The 22,819-nt window shown below is 66.8% G+C and carries 13 protein-coding genes; 11 read left to right on the top strand and 2 right to left on the bottom strand.

Annotation, left to right across the window (positions count from 1 at the left end):
- The first annotated feature begins 1 nt into the window (after position 1).
- From AAHH99_RS11765 to AAHH99_RS11755, 3 genes are read left to right on the top strand one after another with little or no spacing between them, the layout of a single operon-like run.
- Positions 2–4,177: an NEW3 domain-containing protein gene (locus AAHH99_RS11765; RefSeq protein WP_418768772.1), complete on the top strand. Its 4,176-nt coding sequence runs from the start codon at positions 2–4 to the stop codon at positions 4,175–4,177.
- Positions 4,174–4,740, top strand: coding sequence for a DUF7158 domain-containing protein (locus AAHH99_RS11760; RefSeq protein ID WP_418768771.1), 567 nt, complete (start codon positions 4,174–4,176; stop codon positions 4,738–4,740). Before AAHH99_RS11765 ends, AAHH99_RS11760 begins: the two co-directional genes overlap by 4 nt.
- Positions 4,740–5,660: an ROK family protein gene (locus AAHH99_RS11755; RefSeq protein ID WP_418768770.1), complete on the top strand. Its 921-nt coding sequence runs from the start codon at positions 4,740–4,742 to the stop codon at positions 5,658–5,660. The genes AAHH99_RS11760 and AAHH99_RS11755 overlap by 1 nt, the downstream gene beginning before the upstream one ends.
- Here the strand turns inward: AAHH99_RS11755 and AAHH99_RS11750 are convergent, their stop codons facing one another.
- Positions 5,661–6,023, bottom strand: coding sequence for a winged helix-turn-helix transcriptional regulator (locus AAHH99_RS11750; RefSeq protein ID WP_418768769.1), 363 nt, complete (start codon positions 6,021–6,023; stop codon positions 5,661–5,663). It lies immediately after the preceding gene.
- A 68-nt stretch (positions 6,024–6,091) separates the two neighbouring features.
- On the opposite strand from AAHH99_RS11750, the gene AAHH99_RS11745 reads away from it, so the two are divergent.
- The 8 genes from AAHH99_RS11745 to AAHH99_RS11710 all read left to right on the top strand — a co-directional run bounded on the left by AAHH99_RS11745 (position 6,092) and on the right by AAHH99_RS11710 (position 21,447).
- The gene (locus tag AAHH99_RS11745) at positions 6,092–6,529 is read left to right on the top strand and encodes an anthrone oxygenase family protein (protein ID WP_418768768.1); all 438 of its coding nucleotides are present in this window, start codon (positions 6,092–6,094) and stop codon (positions 6,527–6,529) included.
- 356 nt (positions 6,530–6,885) lie between these two features.
- Positions 6,886–7,413: a 50S ribosomal protein L10 gene (gene rplJ, locus AAHH99_RS11740; RefSeq protein ID WP_059101516.1), complete on the top strand. Its 528-nt coding sequence runs from the start codon at positions 6,886–6,888 to the stop codon at positions 7,411–7,413.
- 99 nt (positions 7,414–7,512) lie between these two features.
- A complete protein-coding gene (gene rplL, locus AAHH99_RS11735) occupies positions 7,513–7,905 on the top strand; it encodes a 50S ribosomal protein L7/L12 (RefSeq protein ID WP_064345556.1) in 393 nt (130 codons plus the stop codon).
- A 192-nt stretch (positions 7,906–8,097) separates the two neighbouring features.
- Positions 8,098–9,177, top strand: a complete 1,080-nt coding sequence (locus AAHH99_RS11730) for an ABC transporter ATP-binding protein (protein WP_418768767.1) — start codon at positions 8,098–8,100, stop codon at positions 9,175–9,177.
- 42 nt (positions 9,178–9,219) lie between these two features.
- Positions 9,220–11,520: a molybdopterin-containing oxidoreductase family protein gene (locus AAHH99_RS11725; RefSeq protein WP_418768766.1), complete on the top strand. Its 2,301-nt coding sequence runs from the start codon at positions 9,220–9,222 to the stop codon at positions 11,518–11,520.
- 58 nt (positions 11,521–11,578) lie between these two features.
- Entirely contained in the window at positions 11,579–13,555 is a 1,977-nt protein-coding gene (locus AAHH99_RS11720; RefSeq protein ID WP_418768765.1) for an alpha/beta hydrolase, read from the top strand.
- Positions 13,556–13,954: 399 nt separating this feature from the next.
- Positions 13,955–17,440, top strand: a complete 3,486-nt coding sequence (locus tag AAHH99_RS11715; RefSeq protein ID WP_418768764.1) for a DNA-directed RNA polymerase subunit beta — start codon at positions 13,955–13,957, stop codon at positions 17,438–17,440.
- 50 nt (positions 17,441–17,490) lie between these two features.
- Positions 17,491–21,447, top strand: coding sequence for a DNA-directed RNA polymerase subunit beta' (locus tag AAHH99_RS11710; protein ID WP_418768763.1), 3,957 nt, complete (start codon positions 17,491–17,493; stop codon positions 21,445–21,447).
- A gap of 340 nt (positions 21,448–21,787) precedes the next feature.
- Here the strand turns inward: AAHH99_RS11710 and AAHH99_RS11705 are convergent, their stop codons facing one another.
- Positions 21,788–22,783, bottom strand: a complete 996-nt coding sequence (locus tag AAHH99_RS11705; RefSeq protein ID WP_418768762.1) for a YihY/virulence factor BrkB family protein — start codon at positions 22,781–22,783, stop codon at positions 21,788–21,790.
- Positions 22,784–22,819: the final 36 nt, after the last annotated feature.

Here is a 22,819-nt window from a genome sequence, read left to right as displayed (position 1 = left end):
TGTGCGGGTCATTTCGGCGGAGTCGACGGAACTGTTCGTCGGGCCCGCGGACGCGCCGTCGCAGATAGCGCGGGTGAACTACACCGATGGGGCGGGCGAGGTGCGCGTCGACGGCGACGGGCTGGTTGGCCACGCGCGAGCGACGGTCGGCGACGGCACCGTGGAGGTGGCTGTCACGGTCACCGACCCGGTCCCCGGTGAGCAGCGGCCGGCACGGGTCGTCACGGGCGACGGCATCACGCCGTTCGTCTTCACCGTCGCCGAACCCGGCTGGACGATGTACATGATCAGCCACTTTCACTACGACCCGGTGTGGTGGAACACGCAGGCCGCCTACACCAGTGTGTGGAGCGAGGACCCGCCGGGCCGGTGCCGCCAGACCAACGGCTTCGATCTGGTCAGCGCTCATCTCGAAATGGCACGCAGGGAACCGGAATACAAGTTCGTGCTGGCCGAGGTCGACTATCTCAAACCGTTCTGGGACACCCATCCCGAGGATCGCGACGATCTGCGCCGTTTCATCGCCGAGGGCCGCGTCGAGGTCATGGGCGGAACGTACAACGAGCCGAACACCAACCTGACCAGTCCCGAGACGACCATCCGGAACTTCGTGCACGGCATCGGGTTTCAGCGCGAGGTACTCGGAGCCGATCCGACGACGGCCTGGCAGCTCGACGCGTTCGGCCATGACCCGCAGTTTCCGGGGATGGCCGCCGACGCGGGGCTGACGTCGAGTTCGTGGGCCCGCGGCCCGCACCATCAGTGGGGCCCGATGGCCGGCGGCGGCGACCCGCAGCGCATGCAGTTCAGCAGTGAATTCGAGTGGCTCTCCCCGTCCGGTCGCGGGTTACTGACGCATTACATGCCTGCTCACTACGCAGCCGGCTGGTGGATGGATTCGGCGCCCACGCTGGCGGCGGCCGAAGCCGAGACCTACCAACTGTTCACATCGCTGAAGAAGGTGGCGCTGACTCGCAACGTGCTCCTGCCCGTCGGCACCGACTACACGCCACCGAACAAATGGGTCACCGAGATTCACCGAGACTGGAACGTCCGCTACACCTGGCCGCGGTTCATCTGCGCGATACCCAGCGAGTTCTTCGCCGCCCTCCGCGCCGAACTGGCCGAGCGCGGTGTCCAGGCGTCGCCGCAGACCCGGGACATGAACCCGATCTACACCGGAAAAGACGTCTCCTACATCGATACCAAGCAGGCCAACCGCGCGGCCGAGGATGTCGTGCTCGACGCCGAGAAATACGCGGTGTTCGCCGGGCTTCTCGGTGGTGCCACGTACCCGCAGGCGGCCCTGGCAAAGGCGTGGGTGCAATTGGCCTACGGTGCGCACCACGATGCGATCACCGGTTCGGAATCCGACCAGGTGTACGTCGACCTGCTGACGAGCTGGCGAGACGCATGGGAGCTGGGCAGGGCCGCACGTGACCATGCGCTGGCCGTGCTGTCGGGGGCGGTCGATGAACCGGTCGTCGTATGGAATCCCCTCGCGCACAAGCGCACCGACGTCGTCACCGCCCGCATCCCCAAGGCGGTCGAATCCGTCCGGGTCGTCGACTCCGCGGGCGAGGAGATGCCTGCTCACGTCGAGTATGGCGGGCGGACGGTCAGCTGGCTCACCCGCGATGTGCCGTCGCTGGGGTGGCAGTCCTACCGGCTCGAGGCGTCCGACGAATCGGTTGCGGCGTGGGAACCGGTGGGTGGAAACGAGATCGACAACGACCATTACCGGCTTCGGGTCGATCCGTCACGAGGCGGTGCGGTCGAGTCGTTGGTCGAATGTGGTTCGGGCCGGTCCTTGATCGCTCACGGTGAGGTTGGCAACGAGTTGGCGGTCTACGACGAGTACCCGGCGCATCCCGAGGCGGGCGAGGGCCCGTGGCACCTCCTGCCCAAGGGCCCGGTGGTGCGCTCGTCGTCATCGCCTGCCACCGTGCAGGCCTATCGCGGAGCACTCGGAGAGCGGCTGGTGATCGCGGGCGCCGTCGCCGATGTACTGCGCTACACGCAGGTTCTCACGCTGTGGCACGGTGTGGCGCGCGTCGACTGCCGGACCACGATCAACCAATTCACCGGCGCCGACCGGCTGTTGCGGCTGCGCTGGCCGTGCCCGGTACCCGGCGCGATGCCGGTCAGCGAAGTCGGTGACGCGGTGATCGGGCGCGGGTTCGCGCTGCTGCACGAACATGACCGCGAAACGTCGGTCGACGCCGCGACGCATCCGTGGACGCTGGACAACCCGGCATACGGCTGGTTCGGGTTGTCGTCGGCGGTGCGGGTCCGGGTCGGCGAGGGGTGTCGGGCGGTCTCGGTTGCCGAGGTGATCACGCCGACCGAAAACGATTCCGCGGTTGCGCGGCCGCTGATGGTTGCGCTTGCGCGTGGCGGCGTCACCGCGACGTGCAGCGGCTCAGACAGACCGCGCTACGGTGATCTCGCCGTCGACTCGAACCTCCCGGACGTGCGGATCGCACTCGGTGGTCCCTGCGAAAACACCTTCACCGCAGCCGTTCTCGGTGCCGTCGATTCGGCGTACGGCGAGGAGGTGAAGCGACAGCTCGACGCGACCGGCGCCGCCAGGGTATGGGTGCCGGCGGCCGTCCGGCTGGCGGAGGCGTGGGTGCCGGGCGCCGACCTTCGCGATGTGCGGGCGCTGCCGGTGCTGGTTCTCGCGGGCTCGGCTCTGGACGATGTGGTGGCGGGCGTGGTCGACGACTTGGACGATTGGGAGATCCGCGTCGAGCAGGCGGCGCCTGCCGATATGGAAGCGTTCGTGGACCGGACGGTGGCGGTGCTGAACCGCGGTGTGCCGGGTTTTGCCGTCGAATCGGATGGCACACTGAATCTTTCCCTGATGAGGTCGTGTACCGGCTGGCCCTCGGGCACGTGGATCGATCCGCCGCGCCGCACGGCGCCGGACGGGTCCAACTTCCAGTTACAGCACTGGACGCACACGTTCGACTACGCGTTCGTCTCGGGGCACGGCGACTGGCGGCGGGCAGGCGTCTCCGCTCGCAGCGCCGAGTTCTCGAACCCGCTGCTGGCGGTGACGGAGAAGTGGGGAGCGGTGGGCGGCCTGCCGCCGTCGGGTGCGTTGTTGGAGATTCAGCCGGCGGGCTCGGTGCGGCTCGGTGCACTGAAGGCCGCAGGCAACCCGCTGGCAAGCGGTAGCGCGCGACCGGTCCACCCATCTGACGGTGTCGCGATGCGGCTGGTCGAAACCACTGGCAGCACAACCGAAGTCACGGTCACCTCGGGGCTGCGCCGAGTGTCGGCCGCGGTCCGGGTAGATCTGCTCGAGCAACCGCGCGTGCAGGAGGTGACGCCGGACGGGCTGTCGTTGCACGGCTTCGAGGTCGCCACCGTGCTGGCCCGGTTCAATCTGCCGCAGGTTCTGCATGCCGACCGTGCCGCCCTCGCACCGGAGGCGGAGCAGGCCCAGCCGCTCTATGCCAGGTACTGGCTGCACAACCGCGGTCCGGCACCGCTCGGCGGGCTGCCGGCCGTCGCCCACCTACACCCGCAGCATATTGTGGCGTCGGATCTGCCAGTGCAGCTTCGTCTCACCGTGGCCAGCGATTGTTGCGACGAGGTTCTGCACGGTCGGGTGCGGCTGCTGTGTCCGGACGGCTGGACCGCAGAACCCGACGTTCTGCCGTTCATGCTGCCTCCGGGCGAGTACGTCGACACCACCGTGGACGTGACTCCGCCGAAAGCGGTGTCACCGGGGCTGTATCCGATACGTGCCGAACTCGCGTTGACGGGTGCGCACGTCTCGATCCCGCCTTCGTGGCGTCAGGTGGTCGAGGACGTATCTGTCGTCGCGGTCGATGCGCATCCGGACGACACCCTGCTGCGGCTCGTCGCCGGACCTGAGCCGGTCGACGTGGTGGCCGGTGAGACGGCCCGTATAGGGGTCAGCGTCGGTACCGACGCGTGCGCGGACGTTGCGGTCGAAGCGCACCTGATCAGCCCATGGGGCACGTGGGAATGGTTGGGGCCGGCGGTATCCGGTGTCGAGCTGACCGCTCGGGGCATGACCGAGATCAACTTCGACGTCGCCCCGCCGGAATGGGTGGAACCGGGTGAATGGTGGGCGCTGATCCGATTGGCCGCCGCCGGACATCTTGTCTATTCACCCGCGGTGAAGGTGACGGTGCGGTGAGCGACTCGGCATGGGCGGGCGTCGCGGCGACGGTGGACGGTGTTCCGGTGTCACTCGACGAGGTCGACGCACGCGAAGCCTCGCTGCGCGCCTCGCGGATCTCCTCCTCGTTGCCGCGTCCCGGCACCAGCGAAGGTCGACAGCTGCGGCGTTGGCTGACACAGCTGTTGGTTGCCGAGCGTGTCGTGGCGACCGAGGCCGCGGTCCGCGGATTGAACGTCGATGACGCGCTAGCCGAGGCCGAGGTGCTGCCGGACATGACCGTGCGGATGGAGATCGGCAGCGTGGCGGCTTGGGTGCTGGCCGACCCGCTGACCCGCGCCGTGTTCGCCGAGGTGACGGCGGGCATCGACGTCGCCGATGACGAGGTGGCGTCGTACCAGGAGCGAAATCCGTTGCGCTTCAGCAATACAGCAGAGGTCGCCGCGCATCTGCGTGCCGCCGCGCGGCGCCGGGCCTTCCGGCTGTGGCTGGACGTCCGGTATGCGGCGGCCGTCGAACTCGCCCCTGGCTACGAACATCCCGGCGATCCCCGTCAACCCGACAACACTCACCGGCACTGATGGCCGATCTCGCTCTCGCGCTCGACATCGGCGGCACGAAGATCGCCGTGGGTCTCGTCGACGGTGCGGGCACGCTGGTGCACAGAGCCGAATCACCGACGCCGGACGGTGATGCGGAAACGATCTGGGCCGTGGCGGATTCGCTGCTCACCGAGGCGTTGGCCACCGCCGGTGGACGGATCCGCGGCGTCGGGATCGCCTCGGCGGGACCGATCGACTTGTCGGCGGGCACCGTCAGCCCGATCAACGTCAGCTCCTGGCAGCAGTTTCCGATCGTCGAGCGGGTGGCTTCAGCGGTCGGCGCGCCGGTGCGCCTTGCCGGCGACGGTTTGTGCATGGCGATGGGGGAGCACTGGCGCGGTGCGGGCCGGGGCGCCAACTTCCTGCTCGGGATGGTGGTTTCGACCGGTGTCGGCGGTGGACTGGTGCTCGACGGCGCCCCCTACGACGGCCGGACCGGCAACGCGGGCCACGTCGGTCACATCGTCGTCGATCCGGACGGCGCGCCGTGCACGTGTGGCGGGCGCGGCTGCGTCGAAACGATCTCCGGGGGTCCCCGCATGGCGCAGTGGGCACGCGAGCAGGGGTGGGATGCGCCCGCCGATGCCGACGCCAAGGAACTGGCCGACGCCGCCAACGGAGGAGACATCGTGGCGCTGAGCGCATTTCGCCGTGGCGCCGTCACTGTGGGCGCGATGATCGCGTCGGTCGGCGCGGTCTGCGACCTGGATCGGGTCGTGATCGGCGGTGGCGTGGCGAAGGCCGGGGCGCTGCTGTTCGACCCCGTTCGGGAAGCGGTCGCCTCCTACGCCGGGTTGGACTTCATCCGTGGCATCGAGGTGGTGCCCGCCGAACTGGGCAGCGACGCAGGCCTGGTCGGGGCGGCGGCCTTGCTGTGGCAGCAGACGGGAGACGGCTGACTAAGCCGGCTGCGTGCGCTTTCGTGACTGCCGGGAGTGCTTGCGGTCCATGTGCTTTCGGCCCCAGTCGCACAGGCTTTGTAGCACCGGGGCGAGCGTCATGCCGTATTCCGAGATCGAGTAGTGCACGCACGGCGGCACGGTGCGGGCATCGTGGCGGTCGATGATGCCGTCGGCGACCAACTCGTGCAGATGGCGGATGAGCATGCGCTCGGTGATGTCGGGGATGCTGCGCCGCAGTTCCGCGGTGCGCATCGGACCGTCCTGAAGTCGCCACAGGATGGTGCCCTTCCACCGACCGTCGATGACCGTCAGCGCGGTGTCGATCGGGCATTCGTTGACGCCCTTCTTTGAAACCGCCATGACGCCTCCTGAGCTGACAAATTTGGCAGTACCTTGTTTTGTGGCAGCGTAACGGGCACGGTCGAGGTATGGAAGTAATCGTTGGAGTGCTGGCCCTGCTGATCGTCGGACCGTTGGTCGGCGTCGAGCTCGCGGTCGCGGTGTTCCTCAACCCGGTGCTGGGCCGGCTGCCCGATGGTGCGTTCGCGCAGGCCCGCGGGGACAGCGGGCGGGTGCTGGGTATGGCGATGCCGTTCTGGTATGCCGCGGCGCTGGTGGTGCTGATCGTGGCGGCCGTGCTGTTACGGGTGGACTGGCTGTTCATCACCGCGGCGCTGACCATGGTGTTGGCGGTGGTGGCGACCGTGGCGCTGATGGTGCCGATCAACGACCGTATTGGACGGTGGTCCGGTGGCGCCGACGTCGACCGCGGGCTGGCGCACCAGTGGGACCGGCTGCACTGGCGCCGGGTGGGTCTCCTGGTAGTGGTGTTCGGACTGGTGGTTGCCGCGGTCGCCGCGGTTTAGGCGGTTTGTGCACGCTCGCGATGGGGTGAGCGTGCGTATGCGGCTGGAAAATCGCGGCGTGTCGTGGGCAAACGCGCACGGTCGCGGAAATGGGGGAGGTGCGTTTTGGCTGATGAGGGGGCGGTCGGCTATTCTTGTCGGCGTTCCACCGAAGACCGTCGGTCACCGATGAGCGCTCGCGCGAAGAGTACATAGCTCGAGTAATCGGTTGAAGGTCCCGGATCACCCGGGCGGCCCACGCAGGAGGACGAGGCTACAGCTTTGTGCGCCCCGACCTGTCTGCGTCGGGGCGTTCGTCATTTTCCGGCACCGCAACCCTCACTCGGCCCACGGTTCCCATCCACGAGGAGGCATGCATGGCCAAGGCTGACAAGGCCACCGCGGTTGCCGACATCGCCGAGCAGTTCAAGGAGGCTTCGGCGACGCTCGTCACCGAGTACCGCGGGCTGACGGTGGCCAACCTCAAGGACCTGCGCCGTTCGCTCGGTGATTCCGCCACCTACACAGTCGCCAAGAACACGCTGGTCAAGCGTGCCGCGGCGGAGGCGGGCATCGAGGGGCTCGACGAGTTGTTCGTCGGTCCCACCGCGATCGCGTTCGTCAAAGGCGAGGCCGTCGACGCCGCCAAGGCGATCAAGAAGTTCGCCAAGGACAACAAGGCCCTCGTCATCAAGGGCGGCTACATGGACGGCCGCCCGCTGAGCGTGTCGGAGGTCGAGCGCATCGCTGACCTTGAGTCGCGCGAGGTGCTGCTGGCCAAGATGGCCGGCGCGATGAAGGCGAATCTGTCCAAGGCCGCCGGCCTGTTCAACGCTCCGGCGTCGCAGGTCGCCCGGCTGGCCGCCGCTCTGCAAGAGAAGAAGGCCGGCGAAGAAGCCGCTTAACCCACCCCAACCCGCGATTTGTGGAGCCCCGCACCGGCGCTGACCGCCGCCAGGACTCCACAAATCGCAATAAGAAGTAAGAATCAGAAAGGACCACTCATGGCCAAGCTGTCCACCGACGAGCTGCTCGACGCGTTCAAGGAACTGACGCTGCTGGAGCTCTCCGAGTTCGTCAAGAAGTTCGAGGAGACCTTCGAGGTCACCGCGGCTGCCCCGGTCGCCGTCGCGGCTGCCGGACCCGCCGCCGGTGGTGCCCCCGCCGAGGCCGCCGAGGAGCAGTCTGAGTTCGACGTCATCCTCGAGGGCGCCGGCGACAAGAAGATCGGCGTCATCAAGGTCGTGCGCGAGATCGTCTCCGGTCTGGGTCTCAAGGAGGCCAAAGACCTCGTCGACGGCGCTCCCAAGCCGCTGCTCGAGAAGGTCGACAAGGCCGCCGCCGACGACGCCAAGGCCAAGCTCGAGGCCGCGGGCGCGACGGTCACCGTCAAGTAACACCGCGCCGGCTCGCCGGCAGTACCACAACTGTGGGGTCGATCCAGCAAACGGGTCGGCCCCACAGTCGTTTTCTCGGTGGGTCACAATCGACACCAGACTCGTGTTGTGGCCGGAAGCGGTAGGCTACAGTGACTCAAGCCACACGGGGTGAAGCGTGTGGCGTGACGATGATTGGCGGAAGGATCTCGCGTGGGCATTGGCATCCAAATTGAGGGACTGACCAAGTCCTTCGGCCCCCAGCGAATCTGGGAGGACGTCACTTTCGACTTGCCGCCGGGTGAGGTGAGCGTTCTGCTCGGCCCCTCCGGTACGGGCAAGTCCGTGTTCTTGAAGTCGCTCATCGGATTGCTGCGCCCGGAGCGCGGCAGCATCATCGTCGACGGCACCGACGTGATCCAGTGCACCGCCAAGGAGCTCTACGAGATCCGCACGCTGTTCGGCGTGATGTTCCAGGACGGTGCGCTGTTTGGCTCGATGAGCCTCTACGACAACACCGCTTTCCCCTTGCGTGAGCACACCAAGAAGAAGGAAAGCGAGATCCGCCAGATCGTCATGGAGAAGCTCGAGCTGGTCGGTCTGGCCGGCGACGAGAACAAGTTCCCCGGCGAGATCTCCGGTGGTATGCGCAAGCGTGCCGGGCTGGCCCGCTCCCTGGTGCTCGATCCGCAGATCATCCTCTGCGACGAGCCGGACTCGGGTCTGGACCCGGTTCGTACCGCGTACCTCTCCCAGTTGCTGATCGACATCAACGCGCAGATCGACTGCACGATCCTCATCGTGACGCACAACATCAACATCGCCCGCACCGTGCCCGACAACATGGGCATGCTGTTCCGCAAGCACCTGGTGATGTTCGGTCCGCGGGAGGTACTGCTGACCAGTGACGAGCCCGTCGTGCGGCAGTTCCTCAACGGTCGCCGTATTGGCCCGATCGGTATGTCCGAGGAGAAGGACGAGTCGACGATGGCCGAAGAGCAGGCCATGATCGACGCCGGTCACCACGACGGTGGTGTCGAGGAGATCGAGGGTGTGCCGCCGCAGATTCAGGCGACGCCCGGTATGCCGGAGCGCCAGGCCGTCTACCGCAGGCAGGCCCGGGTGCGCGAGATCATGCACACCCTGCCGCCCAAGGCGCAGGAAGCCATCCGTGCCGACCTCGAAGGCTCGAATGCCCACGCGGGCAGCGCCTTCCCGGACGCCACGACGGCCCGGCACAACACCGTCGACGAAGAAGCCCCGACGGGCGCGATCCCGCGCGCACAGCAGTAGGCCGCACGGTGTGAACGTCGATGAGCGCTCGCGCGCCGAGAGATGACGCGCGAACACCATCCGACGTTCTGCCGGATCTGCGAGCCGCTGTGCGGCATGATCGCGACCGTCGAAGACGGCCGGCTGATCGAACTGCGCCCCGACAAGGACCATCCCCTCTCGTCCGGATTCGCCTGCCAGAAGGGCATCGCCTTCACCGAGGTGGTCAACGACCCCGACCGGGTCACCACGCCACTGCGCCGACGCGCTCGCGCTGACGGTCTTCGCGCAAGCGGTCCCCCGCAAGCGGGAGGTTCCCTCACATCCGAAGGCGGCTTCGAGCCCGTCAGCTGGGACGAGGCGATGACCGACATCGCCGCCCGGCTCACCGAGATCCACCGCAGGCACGGGGCGGGCGCGATCGGCTGGTATTTCGGCAACCCGGGTGCGTTCAGCTACTCCTACACGCTGAGCCTGAGCATGCTGATGGGTGGATTCGGCCTCGGTCTGCTCGGCGGCCCCGGCAGGGGCCTGCACGTGTTCACCGCAGGCTCGCAGGACGTGAACAACCGCTTCGTCGCCAGCCAGATGCTCTACGGGTCGCCGCTCGCGCTGCCCGTACCCGATGTGTTGCGCACCGACTTCCTCGTGGTCATCGGCGCCAACCCCGTCGTCTCGCACGGCAGCGTGCTGACCGCGCCGCGGATCCGGGACCGCATGCACGACATCGTCAAGCGCGGTGGCCGCGTGCTGGTCATCGATCCCCGCAGGACCGAGACGGCGGCGCAGTTCGAGTGGCTGGGCATCGTTCCCGACGGCGACGCCTACCTGCTGCTGTCCTTGTTGCATGTGATGTTCGGTGAGAACCTGGCCGACCGCCGACGCCTCGCAGAGCAAGCGGACGGCGCGGATTGGCTCGAGCGGCTGGCCGAACCGTTCAACCCGGAGGTCACCGAGGCGCAGACCGGGATCGACCCCGACACCGTCCGAAAGCTGGCCCGCGACCTGGCCGGGACCGCACGGGCCGCGGTGTACGGCCGTGTCGGCACCAGCATCGGCGAGAACGGGACGCTGACGACGTATCTGCTGGACGCCGTCAACCTGGTGGCCGGCAACCTCGACGTGGCGGGCGGCAGCATGTTCGGCCGGCTGGGCATGCCGGGGGAGCGGTGGCTCAACAAGGCCGGCGGTGCACTGCTGCGCACCGTCTACACCCGCAAACGGTCACGCATCGGCGGGTTTCCCTCAGTCCTCGGTTCCGAACCGGCGGGCGTGATGGCCAAGGAGATCGCCACGCCGGGACGCGGGCAGATCAGGGCCTTGTTCGTCGGTGCGGGCAACCCGGTGCTTTCCGTGCCCAACGGCGACGAACTCGAGAACGCGTTGGAGTCCCTGGAGCTGATGGTCGGAATCGACCTCTACCTCAACGAGACGCTGGCGCACTGCCACTATGTGCTGCCCGCGACGTCGATGTACGAACGCGACGACTTCCCGCTGCCGTTCCAGACGCTGCAACCCACACCGTTCCGGCAAGCCACCGAGGCCGTCGTCGCCCCGGTGGGTCAGGCCCGCGCAGAGTGGGAGGTCATCGACGATCTCACCACCAGGATGTGGCGCTCGACGCCCGGCCTCGCGATGCTCGCCGGTGTACGAAAGATGTTGTCGGCGTTCGGTGTTCGGCTCAGCCCGCGGATGCTCGCCGATGCCGTGATCCGGTTGGCTGAAGGTGGCGACCGGTTGGGCCTGCGGCGCGGCTTGAGCTTCGCCAAACTCACCGGCAACCATCCGCACGGCGCCGTGCTGGCGGATCATCTGCGGGCCGGGATGTTGCGGGACACCGTGGTCTACCGCGGTCGCCGGGTGCGTCTGCGCCACGACGAGATCGCCGCCGAGGTCGACAAGCTGTCGCACCGCCGCGCCGCCGACGGCTATCCGATGCGGCTGATCGGCATGCGCGAGGCGCGGTCGGAGAACTCATGGATGCACAACTCGCCGCTCCTGATGCGCGGTGAACGTTCGCACCGAGCGCTCATGCACGTCGACGACGCGGCCGCCGCCGGCATCGTCGACGGCGACACCGTCCGGATCAGCTCGCCGCACGGCCAGATCGAGGTTCCGGTCACCGCCACCAAGGACATCGTGGCTTCCGTGATTGCGGTCCCGCATGGTTGGGGACACAAGGGCACGGCCGGCTGGCGGGTGGCCAACGACGCCGGCGGCTCGAACGTCAACCTGTTGATGTCCAGCGATCCGGCCGATATCGAGAGTCTGGCCGGGATGGCCCGGTTGACCGGTGTCCCGGTACGTGTCGAGCGGGTCGCCTCGGTGGTCGCGCCATCCCAGCACGCGCAAACTTTCGCATAAGGCCGGTTCGCGGCCAGCAAACCCGTTATCTTTCTCCCGTCATCGAGCGGGAGAGGTCATGGTCGACCGGTTTCTGGTGTGGTTGAGAGCGGGTGTCGTCACCGCAGGACTGTCGGCGGCAATCCTCGCCGGTGCGGGTGCGGCGATCGCCGACGACGGCTCGTCGTCGGATGGCGGTGGGTCCTCGGCTTCGGAGTCGTCGAATTCGGCTGACGGTGCGAAGGATTCGGCCGCCAACGAATCGTCGGCAAGCACCGCCTCTTCCCGGGCCTCGAACGCAACCACCGCGCGCACAACAGGCAGCGCGCCGCGCACCCGCGTCGGCGCGAAGGCGCCCGACGACGCGAAGGGTTCCTACCCCACCGACAAGGCGGACGGTAGCGAGGACAAGAAAAAGTCGACGTCGACGCCGAAAGGCGCCGACACCACAACAGCTGAGGCAAAGGACGCCGAAACCGCCGCCACGGTCACCGACGATGCTCCGGCCCATGACGTTGTGGTGGAGCAGCCGGTGGTCGAGCAGCCCGTGACCGAGCAGCCGGTGGTCGACGATCCCGCGATCGAGGTGCCCACGACCGACGCCGAGGTGATCGAAGAGGTCGCGACGTCCCGCTCGGACCGTGACCACACAGACCAGCGGTCGACGGCCGTGGTCTCGCCGAACGCCGCCACCGTCAACCGGGAAACCACCACCGGCCCCACCGAAGCAGACACGGCCGCCAAGAGGGCCGCCCTCGTCGCCGAAACCGACCACACGGTCGACCCGGCCGCCGCCGAAGAACGGACTGCGGTCGTCCTCGAACAGCCGGCCGCCACCGTCGTCGAGGACACCGGGCAATTCGGCGTCCACGCGGTGGCCTTCGCGTCGGCGCCACCGGCGGTGACCACCGCGACCGCACCCCAGATCCCGCTCATCCTGCGGGTGATCGGCACGATCGTGTTCGACCTCTACGCCGTCGCGACCCGGCTCCTGGGCGGCCCGCCGATCCTGCCGCCCAACAGCACGGTCACCGTGCGCTCCTCGACGCTGCGGATCGACTGCGCGTGCGCCGAAGGCGAAGGGCAGGAGGTGCCCGCCGACTGGTACATCCCGCAGACAGTCGAAGGCGCGCCACCGCCTGATCGGCTGGTCTATCTGCAGCATGGCTTCCTCGCCAGCGCCCCGTGGTACAGCCACACCGCAGCTGCGCTGGCCGAACGCACCAACAGCATCGTGGTCGCACCGTCGATCAGCTCGAACTTCTTCGCTCTCGACGGGTGCTGGCTCGGAGGCGCGCCGATGCACGAGGCGATGGCGGGACTGTTCGACGACGAGAACACCGCGTTGCTCGAGAGCGCGCGCGCCGCCGGCTATTCCGGCCCGATCCCGGATCGCGTCGTGCTGATGGGCCACTCGCTCGGCGGCGGCGCCGTCTCGGGCATGGCCGGCTACATGGTCGACAAGCAAACCGTCGACCGGCTCGCCGGGGTCGTGCTGCTCGACGGCGTCGCGCTCGGCGACCCGGCGCGGATGACGGAGTCGCTGAGGAAAGTTCCGCACGACATCCCGATCTACCAGCTCGCCGCGCCGGTCTACATGTGGAACAACTTCGGCGCCGGCCTCGACGCGACCCTCGCGGCGCGCCCCGGCCAGTTCGTCGGCGTGACGCTGGTCAACGGCTCACACGTCGACGCCATGCGGGGCGGCAATCCACTGATTCAGTTCGCGCAGGAGCTGGTCGCCGGGTTCTCGCGGCCCGAAAACTCCGCGGCCGCGCAGATGCTGATGGTCGGGTGGGTCAACGACATGTTCGACCCGGCCGGGGATAAGGAGGGCGTCTACCTGCAACCCGGTGAGCAGTACAGCTTCGACACCCCGGCGGGCAGGGCCACCGTCGTCGCGCTGCCCAACACGCTGACCAAGCCGTTCCTGCTGAACTTCCTGGAGCCGTTCATGCCGTTGGCCGACGGCTTGTTCTCTCTGGATCCGGTCTGCGCCCGGGAATCGGTCGGCTCGGCCGGCGCCGGACACTGCAACAACGCGGTCGCCGCCTGACGCAAAACTCCACAACAACCCGTGTTATCTCTTGACGGGAAGCCGCCGAGGGGCCAATCTGTTCTGCAGCAATGTATGGACGTATGAGAAGGAACGAGTCGCCAGCCAGCGCCCCGATGCGTGCCATACATGCAGTTGGGTAGTGATGTTTTGCGGATGTTGAGGAATACGCCGTCCTGCGGTACTGTTGGACGTTGCGCTGGCTGCATCCTGCCCACCTAAACCCGCACCTGACACCGATGTCCTAGCCTGAGCCCAGCTCAGTGATCTAGTCGCGTGCCGTGCGTTCGGGAAGTTTGTGGTCGTGAGTGGCCAGCCGAACCGACGCAGATATCGCGACGAAACGGATCCGGTGGTCTACCGGGACGATAGTCGCATGAGGTGCTGGAAGGATGCATCTTGGCAGGGTCCCGCCCAAGCAAGACAGCAGAAGCTACTAAAAACTCCGTCCCCGGAGCACCAAACCGAATTTCTTTTGCAAAGCTCCGTGAGCCCCTCGAGGTTCCCGGGCTTCTTGACGTTCAAACCGAGTCTTTCGAATGGCTGATCGGCTCCGAGGCCTGGCGTGAGAAGGCCAAGGAGCGCGGCGAGGAAAACCCGGTCGGTGGCCTCGAAGAGGTGCTCTCCGAACTGAGCCCGATCGAGGACTTCTCCGGCTCGATGTCGCTGTCCTTCTCCGATCCGCGCTTCGACGAGGTCAAGGCCCCCGTCGACGAGTGCAAAGACAAGGACATGACGTACGCGGCGCCGCTGTTCGTCACCGCGGAGTTCATCAACAACAACACCGGTGAGATCAAGAGCCAGACGGTCTTCATGGGCGACTTCCCGATGATGACCGAGAAGGGCACGTTCATCATCAACGGCACCGAGCGTGTCGTGGTGAGCCAGCTGGTCCGCTCGCCGGGTGTCTACTTCGACGAGAACATCGACAAGTCCACCGAAAAGACGCTGCACAGCGTCAAGGTGATCCCCGGCCGCGGTGCATGGCTGGAGTTCGACGTCGACAAGCGCGACACCGTCGGGGTGCGCATCGACCGCAAGCGCCGTCAGCCGGTCACCGTGCTGCTCAAGGCGCTCGGTTGGACCACCGAGCAGATCACGGAGCGGTTCGGCTTCTCCGAGACCATGATGTCGACGCTGGAGAAGGACAACACCGCCGGAACCGACGAGGCGCTGCTCGACATCTACCGCAAGCTGCGCCCGGGCGAGCCGCCGACCAAGGAGTCCGCGCAGACCCTGCTGGAGAACCTGTTCTTCAAGGAGAAGCGCTACGACCTGGCCCGCGTCGGCCGCTACAAGGTCAACAAGAAGCTGGGCATCACCGAGAACCCGGAACAGACCACAGCGACCACGCTGACCGAAGAGGACGTCGTCGCCACCATCGAGTACCTGGTGCGCCTGCACCAGGGCGACAAGTCGATGACCGTTCCGGGTGGTGTCGAGGTTCCCGTCGAGGTCGATGACATCGACCACTTCGGCAACCGTCGTCTGCGCACCGTCGGTGAGCTGATCCAAAACCAGATCCGGGTCGGCCTGTCGCGTATGGAGCGCGTCGTGCGTGAGCGCATGACCACTCAGGACGTCGAGGCGATCACGCCGCAGACCCTGATCAACATCCGTCCCGTCGTGGCGGCGATCAAGGAGTTCTTCGGCACCAGCCAGCTGTCGCAGTTCATGGACCAGAACAACCCGCTGTCGGGTCTGACCCACAAGCGCCGTCTGTCGGCGCTGGGCCCCGGCGGGCTGTCCCGTGAGCGCGCCGGCCTCGAGGTCCGCGACGTGCACCCCTCGCACTACGGCCGCATGTGCCCGATCGAAACCCCGGAGGGTCCGAACATCGGCCTGATCGGCTCGCTGTCGGTGTATGCGCGGGTCAACCCATTCGGCTTCATCGAGACGCCGTACCGCAAGGTCAAGGACGGTGTCGTTACCGATGACATCGAGTACCTGACCGCCGACGAGGAGGACCGCCACGTCGTGGCGCAGGCCAACTCGCCGATCGATGAGAACGGCCGCTTCGTCGAGGAGCGCGTGCTGGTCCGCCGCAAGGGCGGCGAGGTCGAGCAGATCTCGTCGAGCGAGGTGGACTACATGGACGTCTCGCCGCGCCAGATGGTGTCGGTCGCGACGGCCATGATCCCGTTCCTCGAGCACGACGACGCCAACCGTGCCCTGATGGGTGCCAACATGCAGCGCCAGGCGGTTCCGCTGGTGCGCAGCGAGGCCCCGCTGGTCGGCACCGGTATGGAGCTGCGTGCCGCGATCGACGCCGGCGACGTCGTCGTCGCCGAGAAGGCGGGTGTGATCGAGGAGGTCTCGGCCGACTACGTCACCGTGATGGCCGACGACGGCACCCGGCACACCTACCGGATGCGCAAGTTCGCGCGGTCGAACCACGGCACCTGTGCCAACCAGCGTCCGATCGTGGACGCCGGCCAGCGGGTCGAGGCGGGTCAGGTCATCGCCGACGGGCCGTGCACCGAGAACGGTGAGATGGCGCTGGGCAAGAACCTGCTCGTGGCGATCATGCCGTGGGAGGGGCACAACTACGAGGACGCGATCATCCTGTCCAACCGGCTGGTGGAAGAGGACGTGCTCACCTCGATTCATATCGAGGAGCACGAGATCGACGCCCGCGACACCAAGCTGGGCGCCGAGGAGATCACCCGGGACATCCCGAACGTCTCCGATGAGGTGCTGGCCGACCTCGACGAGCGCGGCATCGTCCGCATCGGCGCCGAGGTCCGCGACGGCGACATCCTGGTCGGCAAGGTCACCCCGAAGGGTGAGACCGAGCTGACCCCGGAGGAGCGGCTGCTCCGTGCGATCTTCGGCGAGAAGGCGCGCGAGGTCCGCGACACGTCACTCAAGGTGCCGCACGGTGAGTCCGGCAAAGTCATCGGCATCCGCGTGTTCTCCCGCGAGGATGACGACGAGCTGCCCGCCGGCGTCAACGAGTTGGTCCGCGTCTACGTCGCGCAGAAGCGCAAGATCTCCGACGGCGACAAGCTGGCCGGACGCCACGGCAACAAGGGCGTCATCGGCAAGATCCTGCCCGTCGAGGACATGCCGTTCCTGCCCGACGGCACCCCCGTGGACATCATCTTGAACACCCACGGTGTGCCGCGTCGTATGAACATCGGTCAGATCCTGGAGACCCACCTCGGGTGGGTGGCCAAGAGCGGCTGGAAGATCAACGGTTCGCCGGACTGGGCGAACGCGTTGCCCAAGGAGCTGCTGGAGTCCGAGCCGGGAAGCATCGTCTCGACACCGGTGTTCGACGGTGCCCGCGAGAACGAGCTGCAGGGTCTGCTGGGCTCCACGCTGCCCAACCGCGACGGCGAGACGCTGGTCGACGAGGACGGCAAGGCGATGCTGTTCGACGGTCGCAGTGGCGAGCCGTTCCCGTATCCGGTGACGGTGGGCTACATGTACATCCTCAAGCTGCACCACTTGGTGGACGACAAGATTCACGCTCGCTCCACCGGGCCGTACTCGATGATCACCCAGCAGCCGCTGGGCGGCAAGGCGCAGTTCGGTGGCCAGCGGTTCGGCGAGATGGAATGTTGGGCCATGCAGGCCTACGGCGCGGCGTACACGCTGCAGGAGCTGTTGACCATCAAGTCCGACGACACCGTCGGCCGGGTCAAGGTGTACGAGGCGATCGTCAAGGGCGAGAACATCCCCGAGCCGGGCATCCCGGAGTCGTTCAAGGTGTTGCTCAAGGAACTGCAGTCGCTGTGCCTCAACGTCGAGGTGCTGTCGAGTGACGGCGCCGCGATCGAGATGCGTGACGGCGACGACGAGGACCTGGAGCGCGCTGCGGCAAACCTGGGAATCAACTTGTCCCGCAACGAATCTGCTTCTGTCGAGGACCTTGCGTAGATCTGTCCTTCTGAGAAATTTTCTAGTCCCGAAAGGGGAAAGGGAGTTACGTGCTAGACGTCAACTTCTTCGATGAGCTCCGAATCGGCCTGGCCACAGCCGACGACATCCGTCAGTGGTCCTTCGGCGAGGTCAAGAAGCCGGAGACCATCAACTACCGCACGCTGAAGCCGGAGAAGGACGGCCTGTTCTGCGAGAAGATCTTCGGACCGACTCGCGACTGGGAGTGCTACTGCGGCAAGTACAAGCGCGTCCGCTTCAAGGGCATCATCTGTGAGCGCTGCGGCGTCGAGGTCACTCGCGCCAAGGTGCGTCGTGAGCGGATGGGCCACATCGAGCTGGCCGCGCCCGTCACGCACATCTGGTACTTCAAGGGTGTGCCTTCGCGGCTGGGCTATCTGCTCGACCTGGCGCCGAAGGATCTCGAAAAGATCATCTATTTCGCCGCCTACGTGATCACCGCCGTCGACGACGAGATGCGCCACAACGAGCTGTCCACGCTGGAAGCCGAAATGGCCGTGGAGCGCAAGGCCGTTGAGGATCAGCGCGATCTCGATCTGGCCGAGCGGTCCCAGAAGCTCGAGGCCGACCTGGCCGAGCTGGAGAAGGAAGGCGCCAAGAGCGACGTGCGCCGCAAGGTTCGCGACGGTGGCGAGCGCGAGATGCGTCAGATCCGCGACCGGGCCCAGCGCGAGCTGGACCGGCTCGAGGAGATCTGGAGCACCTTCACCAAGCTGGCGCCCAAGCAGCTCGTCGTCGACGAGGTGCTCTACCGGGAACTGCAGGACCGCTACGGCGAGTACTTCATCGGCGCGATGGGTGCCGAGGCGATCAAGAAGCTCATCGAGAACTTCGACATCGAGGCCGAGGCCGAGGAACTGCGCGAGGTCATTCGAAGTGGCAAGGGGCAGAAGAAGCTTCGCGCGCTGAAGCGGCTCAAGGTGGTCGCGGCGTTCCAGCAGTCGAGCAACTCGCCGATGGGCATGGTGCTCGATGCCGTTCCGGTGATCCCGCCGGAGCTGCGCCCGATGGTGCAGCTCGACGGTGGCCGGTTCGCGACGTCGGACCTCAACGACCTGTACCGCCGCGTGATCAACCGCAACAACCGGTTGAAGCGACTGATCGATCTCGGCGCGCCGGAGATCATCGTCAACAACGAGAAGCGCATGCTGCAGGAGTCTGTGGACGCGCTGTTCGACAACGGCCGCCGCGGCCGTCCGGTCACCGGACCGGGCAACCGTCCGCTCAAGTCGCTGTCGGATCTGTTGAAGGGCAAGCAGGGTCGGTTCCGCCAGAACCTGCTCGGTAAGCGCGTCGACTACTCCGGCCGTTCGGTCATCGTGGTCGGCCCACAGCTCAAGCTGCACCAGTGCGGTCTGCCCAAGCTGATGGCTCTCGAGTTGTTCAAGCCGTTCGTGATGAAGCGTCTGGTGGATCTCAACCACGCGCAGAACATCAAGAGCGCCAAGCGCATGGTCGAGCGTCAGCGTCCGCAGGTGTGGGACGTCCTCGAAGAGGTCATCGCCGAGCACCCGGTTCTGCTGAACCGCGCACCGACGTTGCACCGCCTCGGTATTCAGGCCTTCGAGCCGCAGCTGGTGGAGGGCAAGGCCATTCAGCTGCACCCGCTGGTCTGTGAGGCGTTCAACGCCGACTTCGACGGTGACCAGATGGCCGTGCACCTTCCGCTGTCGGCGGAGGCGCAGGCCGAGGCACGCATCCTGATGCTGTCGTCGAACAACATCCTGTCCCCGGCGTCCGGTCGGCCGTTGGCCATGCCGCGTCTGGACATGGTGACCGGCCTGTACTACCTGACGACGATGATCGAAGGCGACGCAGGCGAGTACACGCCTGCGGCCAAGGATCAGCCGGAGACCGGTGTGTACAGCTCGCCCGCCGAGGCCATCATGGCGATGGACCGCGGTGCGCTGTCTGTGCGGGCCAAGATCCGCGTGCGGCTGACGCAGCTGCGTCCGTCCGCCGATCTGGAAGCCGAGCTGTTCCCGGAGGGCTGGAAGCCGGGCGACGCCTGGACCGCGGAGACCACGCTGGGCCGGGTGATGTTCAACGAGCTTCTGCCGCACGGCTATCCGTTCGTTAACGAGCAGATGCACAAGAAGGTGCAGGCGCGGATCGTCAACGATCTCGCCGAGCGCTACCCGATGATCGTGGTCGCGCAGACCGTCGACAAGCTCAAGGACGCCGGCTTCTACTGGGCCACTCGTTCGGGTGTCACCGTGTCGATGGCCGATGTGTTGGTGCCACCGCAGAAGCAGGAGATCCTGGACCGCTACGAGAAGGAAGCCGACCAGATCGAGAAGAAGTACCAGCGAGGTGCTCTCAACCACGACGAGCGCAACGACGCACTGGTCAAGATCTGGCAGGACGCCACCGAAGAGGTCGGCGAGGCGCTGCGGGCGCACTACCCGAAGGACAACCCGATCATCACGATCGTCGACTCGGGTGCCACGGGTAACTTCACGCAGACTAGGACCCTGGCCGGCATGAAGGGTCTGGTGACCAACCCGAAGGGTGAGTTCATCCCGCGTCCGATCAAATCCTCGTTCCGCGAGGGCCTGACGGTGCTGGAGTACTTCATCAACACCCACGGCGCCCGAAAGGGTCTGGCGGACACCGCTCTTCGTACGGCCGACTCGGGTTACCTGACCCGTCGTCTGGTCGACGTGTCGCAGGACGTCATCGTTCGCGAGACTGACTGCGAGACCGAGCGCGGCATCAACGTCACGCTGGCCGAGCTGCAGGGCTCCGGAAAAGACGCAGCCTTGGTGCGCGATCAGCACATCGAGACGTCGGCCTACGCGCGGACGCTGGCCACCGACGCCGTCGACAAGGACGGCAACGTGGTCGTCGAGCGCGGTCACGACCTGGGCGACCCGGCGATCGAGGCGCTGCTGGCCGCGGGCATCACCGAGGTGAAGGTCCGCTCCGTGCTGACCTGTGCCACGGGCACCGGCGTGTGCGCGATGTGTTACGGCCGCTCGATGGCGACGGGCAAGCTCGTCGACATCGGCGAGGCCGTCGGCATCGTCGCCGCACAGTCCATCGGCGAGCCCGGCACGCAGCTGACCATGCGCACGTTCCACCAGGGCGGCGTGGGTGAGGACATCACCGGTGGTCTGCCTCGCGTGCAGGAGCTGTTCGAGGCCCGTATCCCGCGGAACAAGGCGCCGATCGCCGACGTCACCGGCCGGGTGCAACTCGAGGAGGGCGAGCGCTTCTACAAGATCACCATCGTTCCCGACGATGGTGGCGAAGAAGTGGTGTACGACAAGCTCTCCCGTCGTCAGCGCCTGAAGGTGTTCAAGCACGACGACGGCACCGAGCGCCTGCTCGCCGACGGCGACCACGTCGAGGTGGGTCAGCAGCTGATGGAAGGTGCTGCCGACCCGCACGAGGTGCTGCGTGTCCAGGGTCCCCGCGAGGTGCAGATCCACCTCGTCAAGGAGGTCCAGGAGGTCTACCGCGCTCAGGGCGTGTCGATCCACGACAAGCACATCGAGGTCATCGTCCGGCAGATGCTGCGTCGCGTCACGATCATCGACTCGGGCGCCACGGAGTTCCTGCCCGGTTCGCTGACCGAGCGCGGCGAGTTCGAGACCGAGAACCGTCGGGTGGTCGCCGAGGGCGGCGAGCCCGCGGCCGGTCGTCCGGTGCTGATGGGTATCACGAAGGCGTCGCTGGCCACCGATTCGTGGCTGTCGGCGGCGTCGTTCCAGGAGACCACCCGCGTGCTCACCGATGCGGCGATCAACTGCCGCAGCGACAAGCTGCAGGGTCTGAAGGAGAACGTGATCATCGGCAAGCTGATCCCGGCCGGTACCGGTATCAACCGCTACCGCAACATCCAGGTGCAGCCGACCGAAGAAGCCCGCGCTGCGGCGTACACGATCCCGTCCTACGAGGATCAGTACTACAGCCCGGACTTCGGCCAGGCCACCGGTGCCGCGGTGCCGTTGGACGATTACGGCTACAGCGACTATCGGTAGGAGCTCACGAAAAGCCTCCGGGTCACGGCCCGGGGGCTTTTTCGTGCCCGGGGTACGCGGGCGTCCGCGGGCCGCGGGGCACGCGGGTGCGCGGCGAACCGCGGGTGCGGGCGCGCGGCGTGCGCGGCGAACCGCGGCGAACGTGGGTTACCCGCACGCGGTATACGTGTTTGGCGTGACACGAGCCCACTCTCGACGGTCATGAACTGATGCTGGCGAACTTCGCGTGGTTCCTCGCCGGGCTGAGCGTATTGATCGTCGGCGCCGCGAACGTGGGTTACCCGCACGCCTAGCGCCGATTCGCGTGACACAACCCCACACTCGGCGGGCTCGGGGAGGCCTAGGCTGCTCGTCGTCGCCGGCGCAGCCGCCACGGATACTTCTCGTGCGGCCACATCTTTTCGATCTCGGCGTTGAACTCCGCGCCGAGCAACACCGCGAAAGCTGTGATGTAGAGCCACAGGACGACGGCGATCGGCACGGCGAGCTGGCTGTACACGGCGTCGTCACGCGCGCTGACCGCCAGGTAGGCCCGCAACCCCGCCGATGCCACCAGCCACAGAACCATCGCCAGCACCGCCCCGGGAATGTCGCGGCGCCAAGGCAATCGCCACGGCACGCCGAGGTTATACAGCGTGACCAGTCCGACCAGGATCAGCAGCGCCACCCCGGGCCAGAACAACAGATCCAGTGCGCGCAACGTGCTGTCGGTCAACGGGTCGGGCGTCACCCACGCCACGAGGTCAGGCCCGAGGACAAGCGGCGGCAGAATCGCCACGGCGCCCAGGAGCCCGCCTGCGGTCAGCCCCACCGCCAGCAGCCGTCGTCGCCAAGCAGTCCTGGGCTCGACACCGTAGGCGATGGTGATCGTCTCCAGGTACCGATTCATCGCCCGCGAACCCGTCCACAAGCTCAGCACAATTCCGATGGAGATCACGCTTCCTCGTGATTGCGTGAGCCCGGCCTCGACCACGCGCCGGTATGACTCGAAGGTTCGCTCGGCAAGAAAGGAGCTGGGCACCTCGAGCAGCAGTCGATGTAGTCGCGCCGTGCCTTCAGGGCCGAGCGCGTCGGCGATGAACCCGAGCGAGCCGAGGACCGCGATCAACAGCGACGGCAACGAGATCAAGGAGAACAGCGCGACCTCGGCGGCCAGTCCCGGTACGCGATCGCGCAACGTGTCGTTGAGGGTGCGGGCGATCAGCCGGCCGGCCTGCCGCGCCGGTCGCGGAGCACGCGACAACATCGAAATCGCGCGTCGTTGCAAGGTCGAACGGGTGGAAGCGACCGTGTCCGACCACGACGAGAACGGAGACGGGTCGCTTCCAGATCCCACGCTGCGAGCCTAGGCGGCGGAGAGATGGTCCCGGCC

This window comes from Mycobacterium neumannii (genome assembly GCF_048452905.1).
Taxonomy (GTDB): Bacteria; Actinomycetota; Actinomycetes; order Mycobacteriales; family Mycobacteriaceae; genus Mycobacterium; species Mycobacterium neumannii_B.
Note: the sequence above shows the minus strand (reverse complement) of the source record. Positions and strands in the feature narration are given on the sequence as shown.

What these genes read in the sequence shown, in the direction of transcription:
- AAHH99_RS11755 (WP_418768770.1), top strand. Translation starts at nt 4,740, where the DNA reads ATGGCCGATCTCGCTCTCGCGCTCGACATCGGCGGCACGAAGATCGCC.
- AAHH99_RS11745 (WP_418768768.1), top strand. Translation starts at nt 6,092, where the DNA reads ATGGAAGTAATCGTTGGAGTGCTGGCCCTGCTGATCGTCGGACCGTTG.
- rplL (WP_064345556.1), top strand. Translation starts at nt 7,513, where the DNA reads ATGGCCAAGCTGTCCACCGACGAGCTGCTCGACGCGTTCAAGGAACTG.
- AAHH99_RS11725 (WP_418768766.1), top strand. Translation starts at nt 9,220, where the DNA reads ATGACGCGCGAACACCATCCGACGTTCTGCCGGATCTGCGAGCCGCTG.
- rplJ (WP_059101516.1), top strand. Translation starts at nt 6,886, where the DNA reads ATGGCCAAGGCTGACAAGGCCACCGCGGTTGCCGACATCGCCGAGCAG.
- AAHH99_RS11720 (WP_418768765.1), top strand. Translation starts at nt 11,579, where the DNA reads ATGGTCGACCGGTTTCTGGTGTGGTTGAGAGCGGGTGTCGTCACCGCA.
- AAHH99_RS11750 (WP_418768769.1), bottom strand. Translation starts at nt 6,023, where the DNA reads ATGGCGGTTTCAAAGAAGGGCGTCAACGAATGCCCGATCGACACCGCG.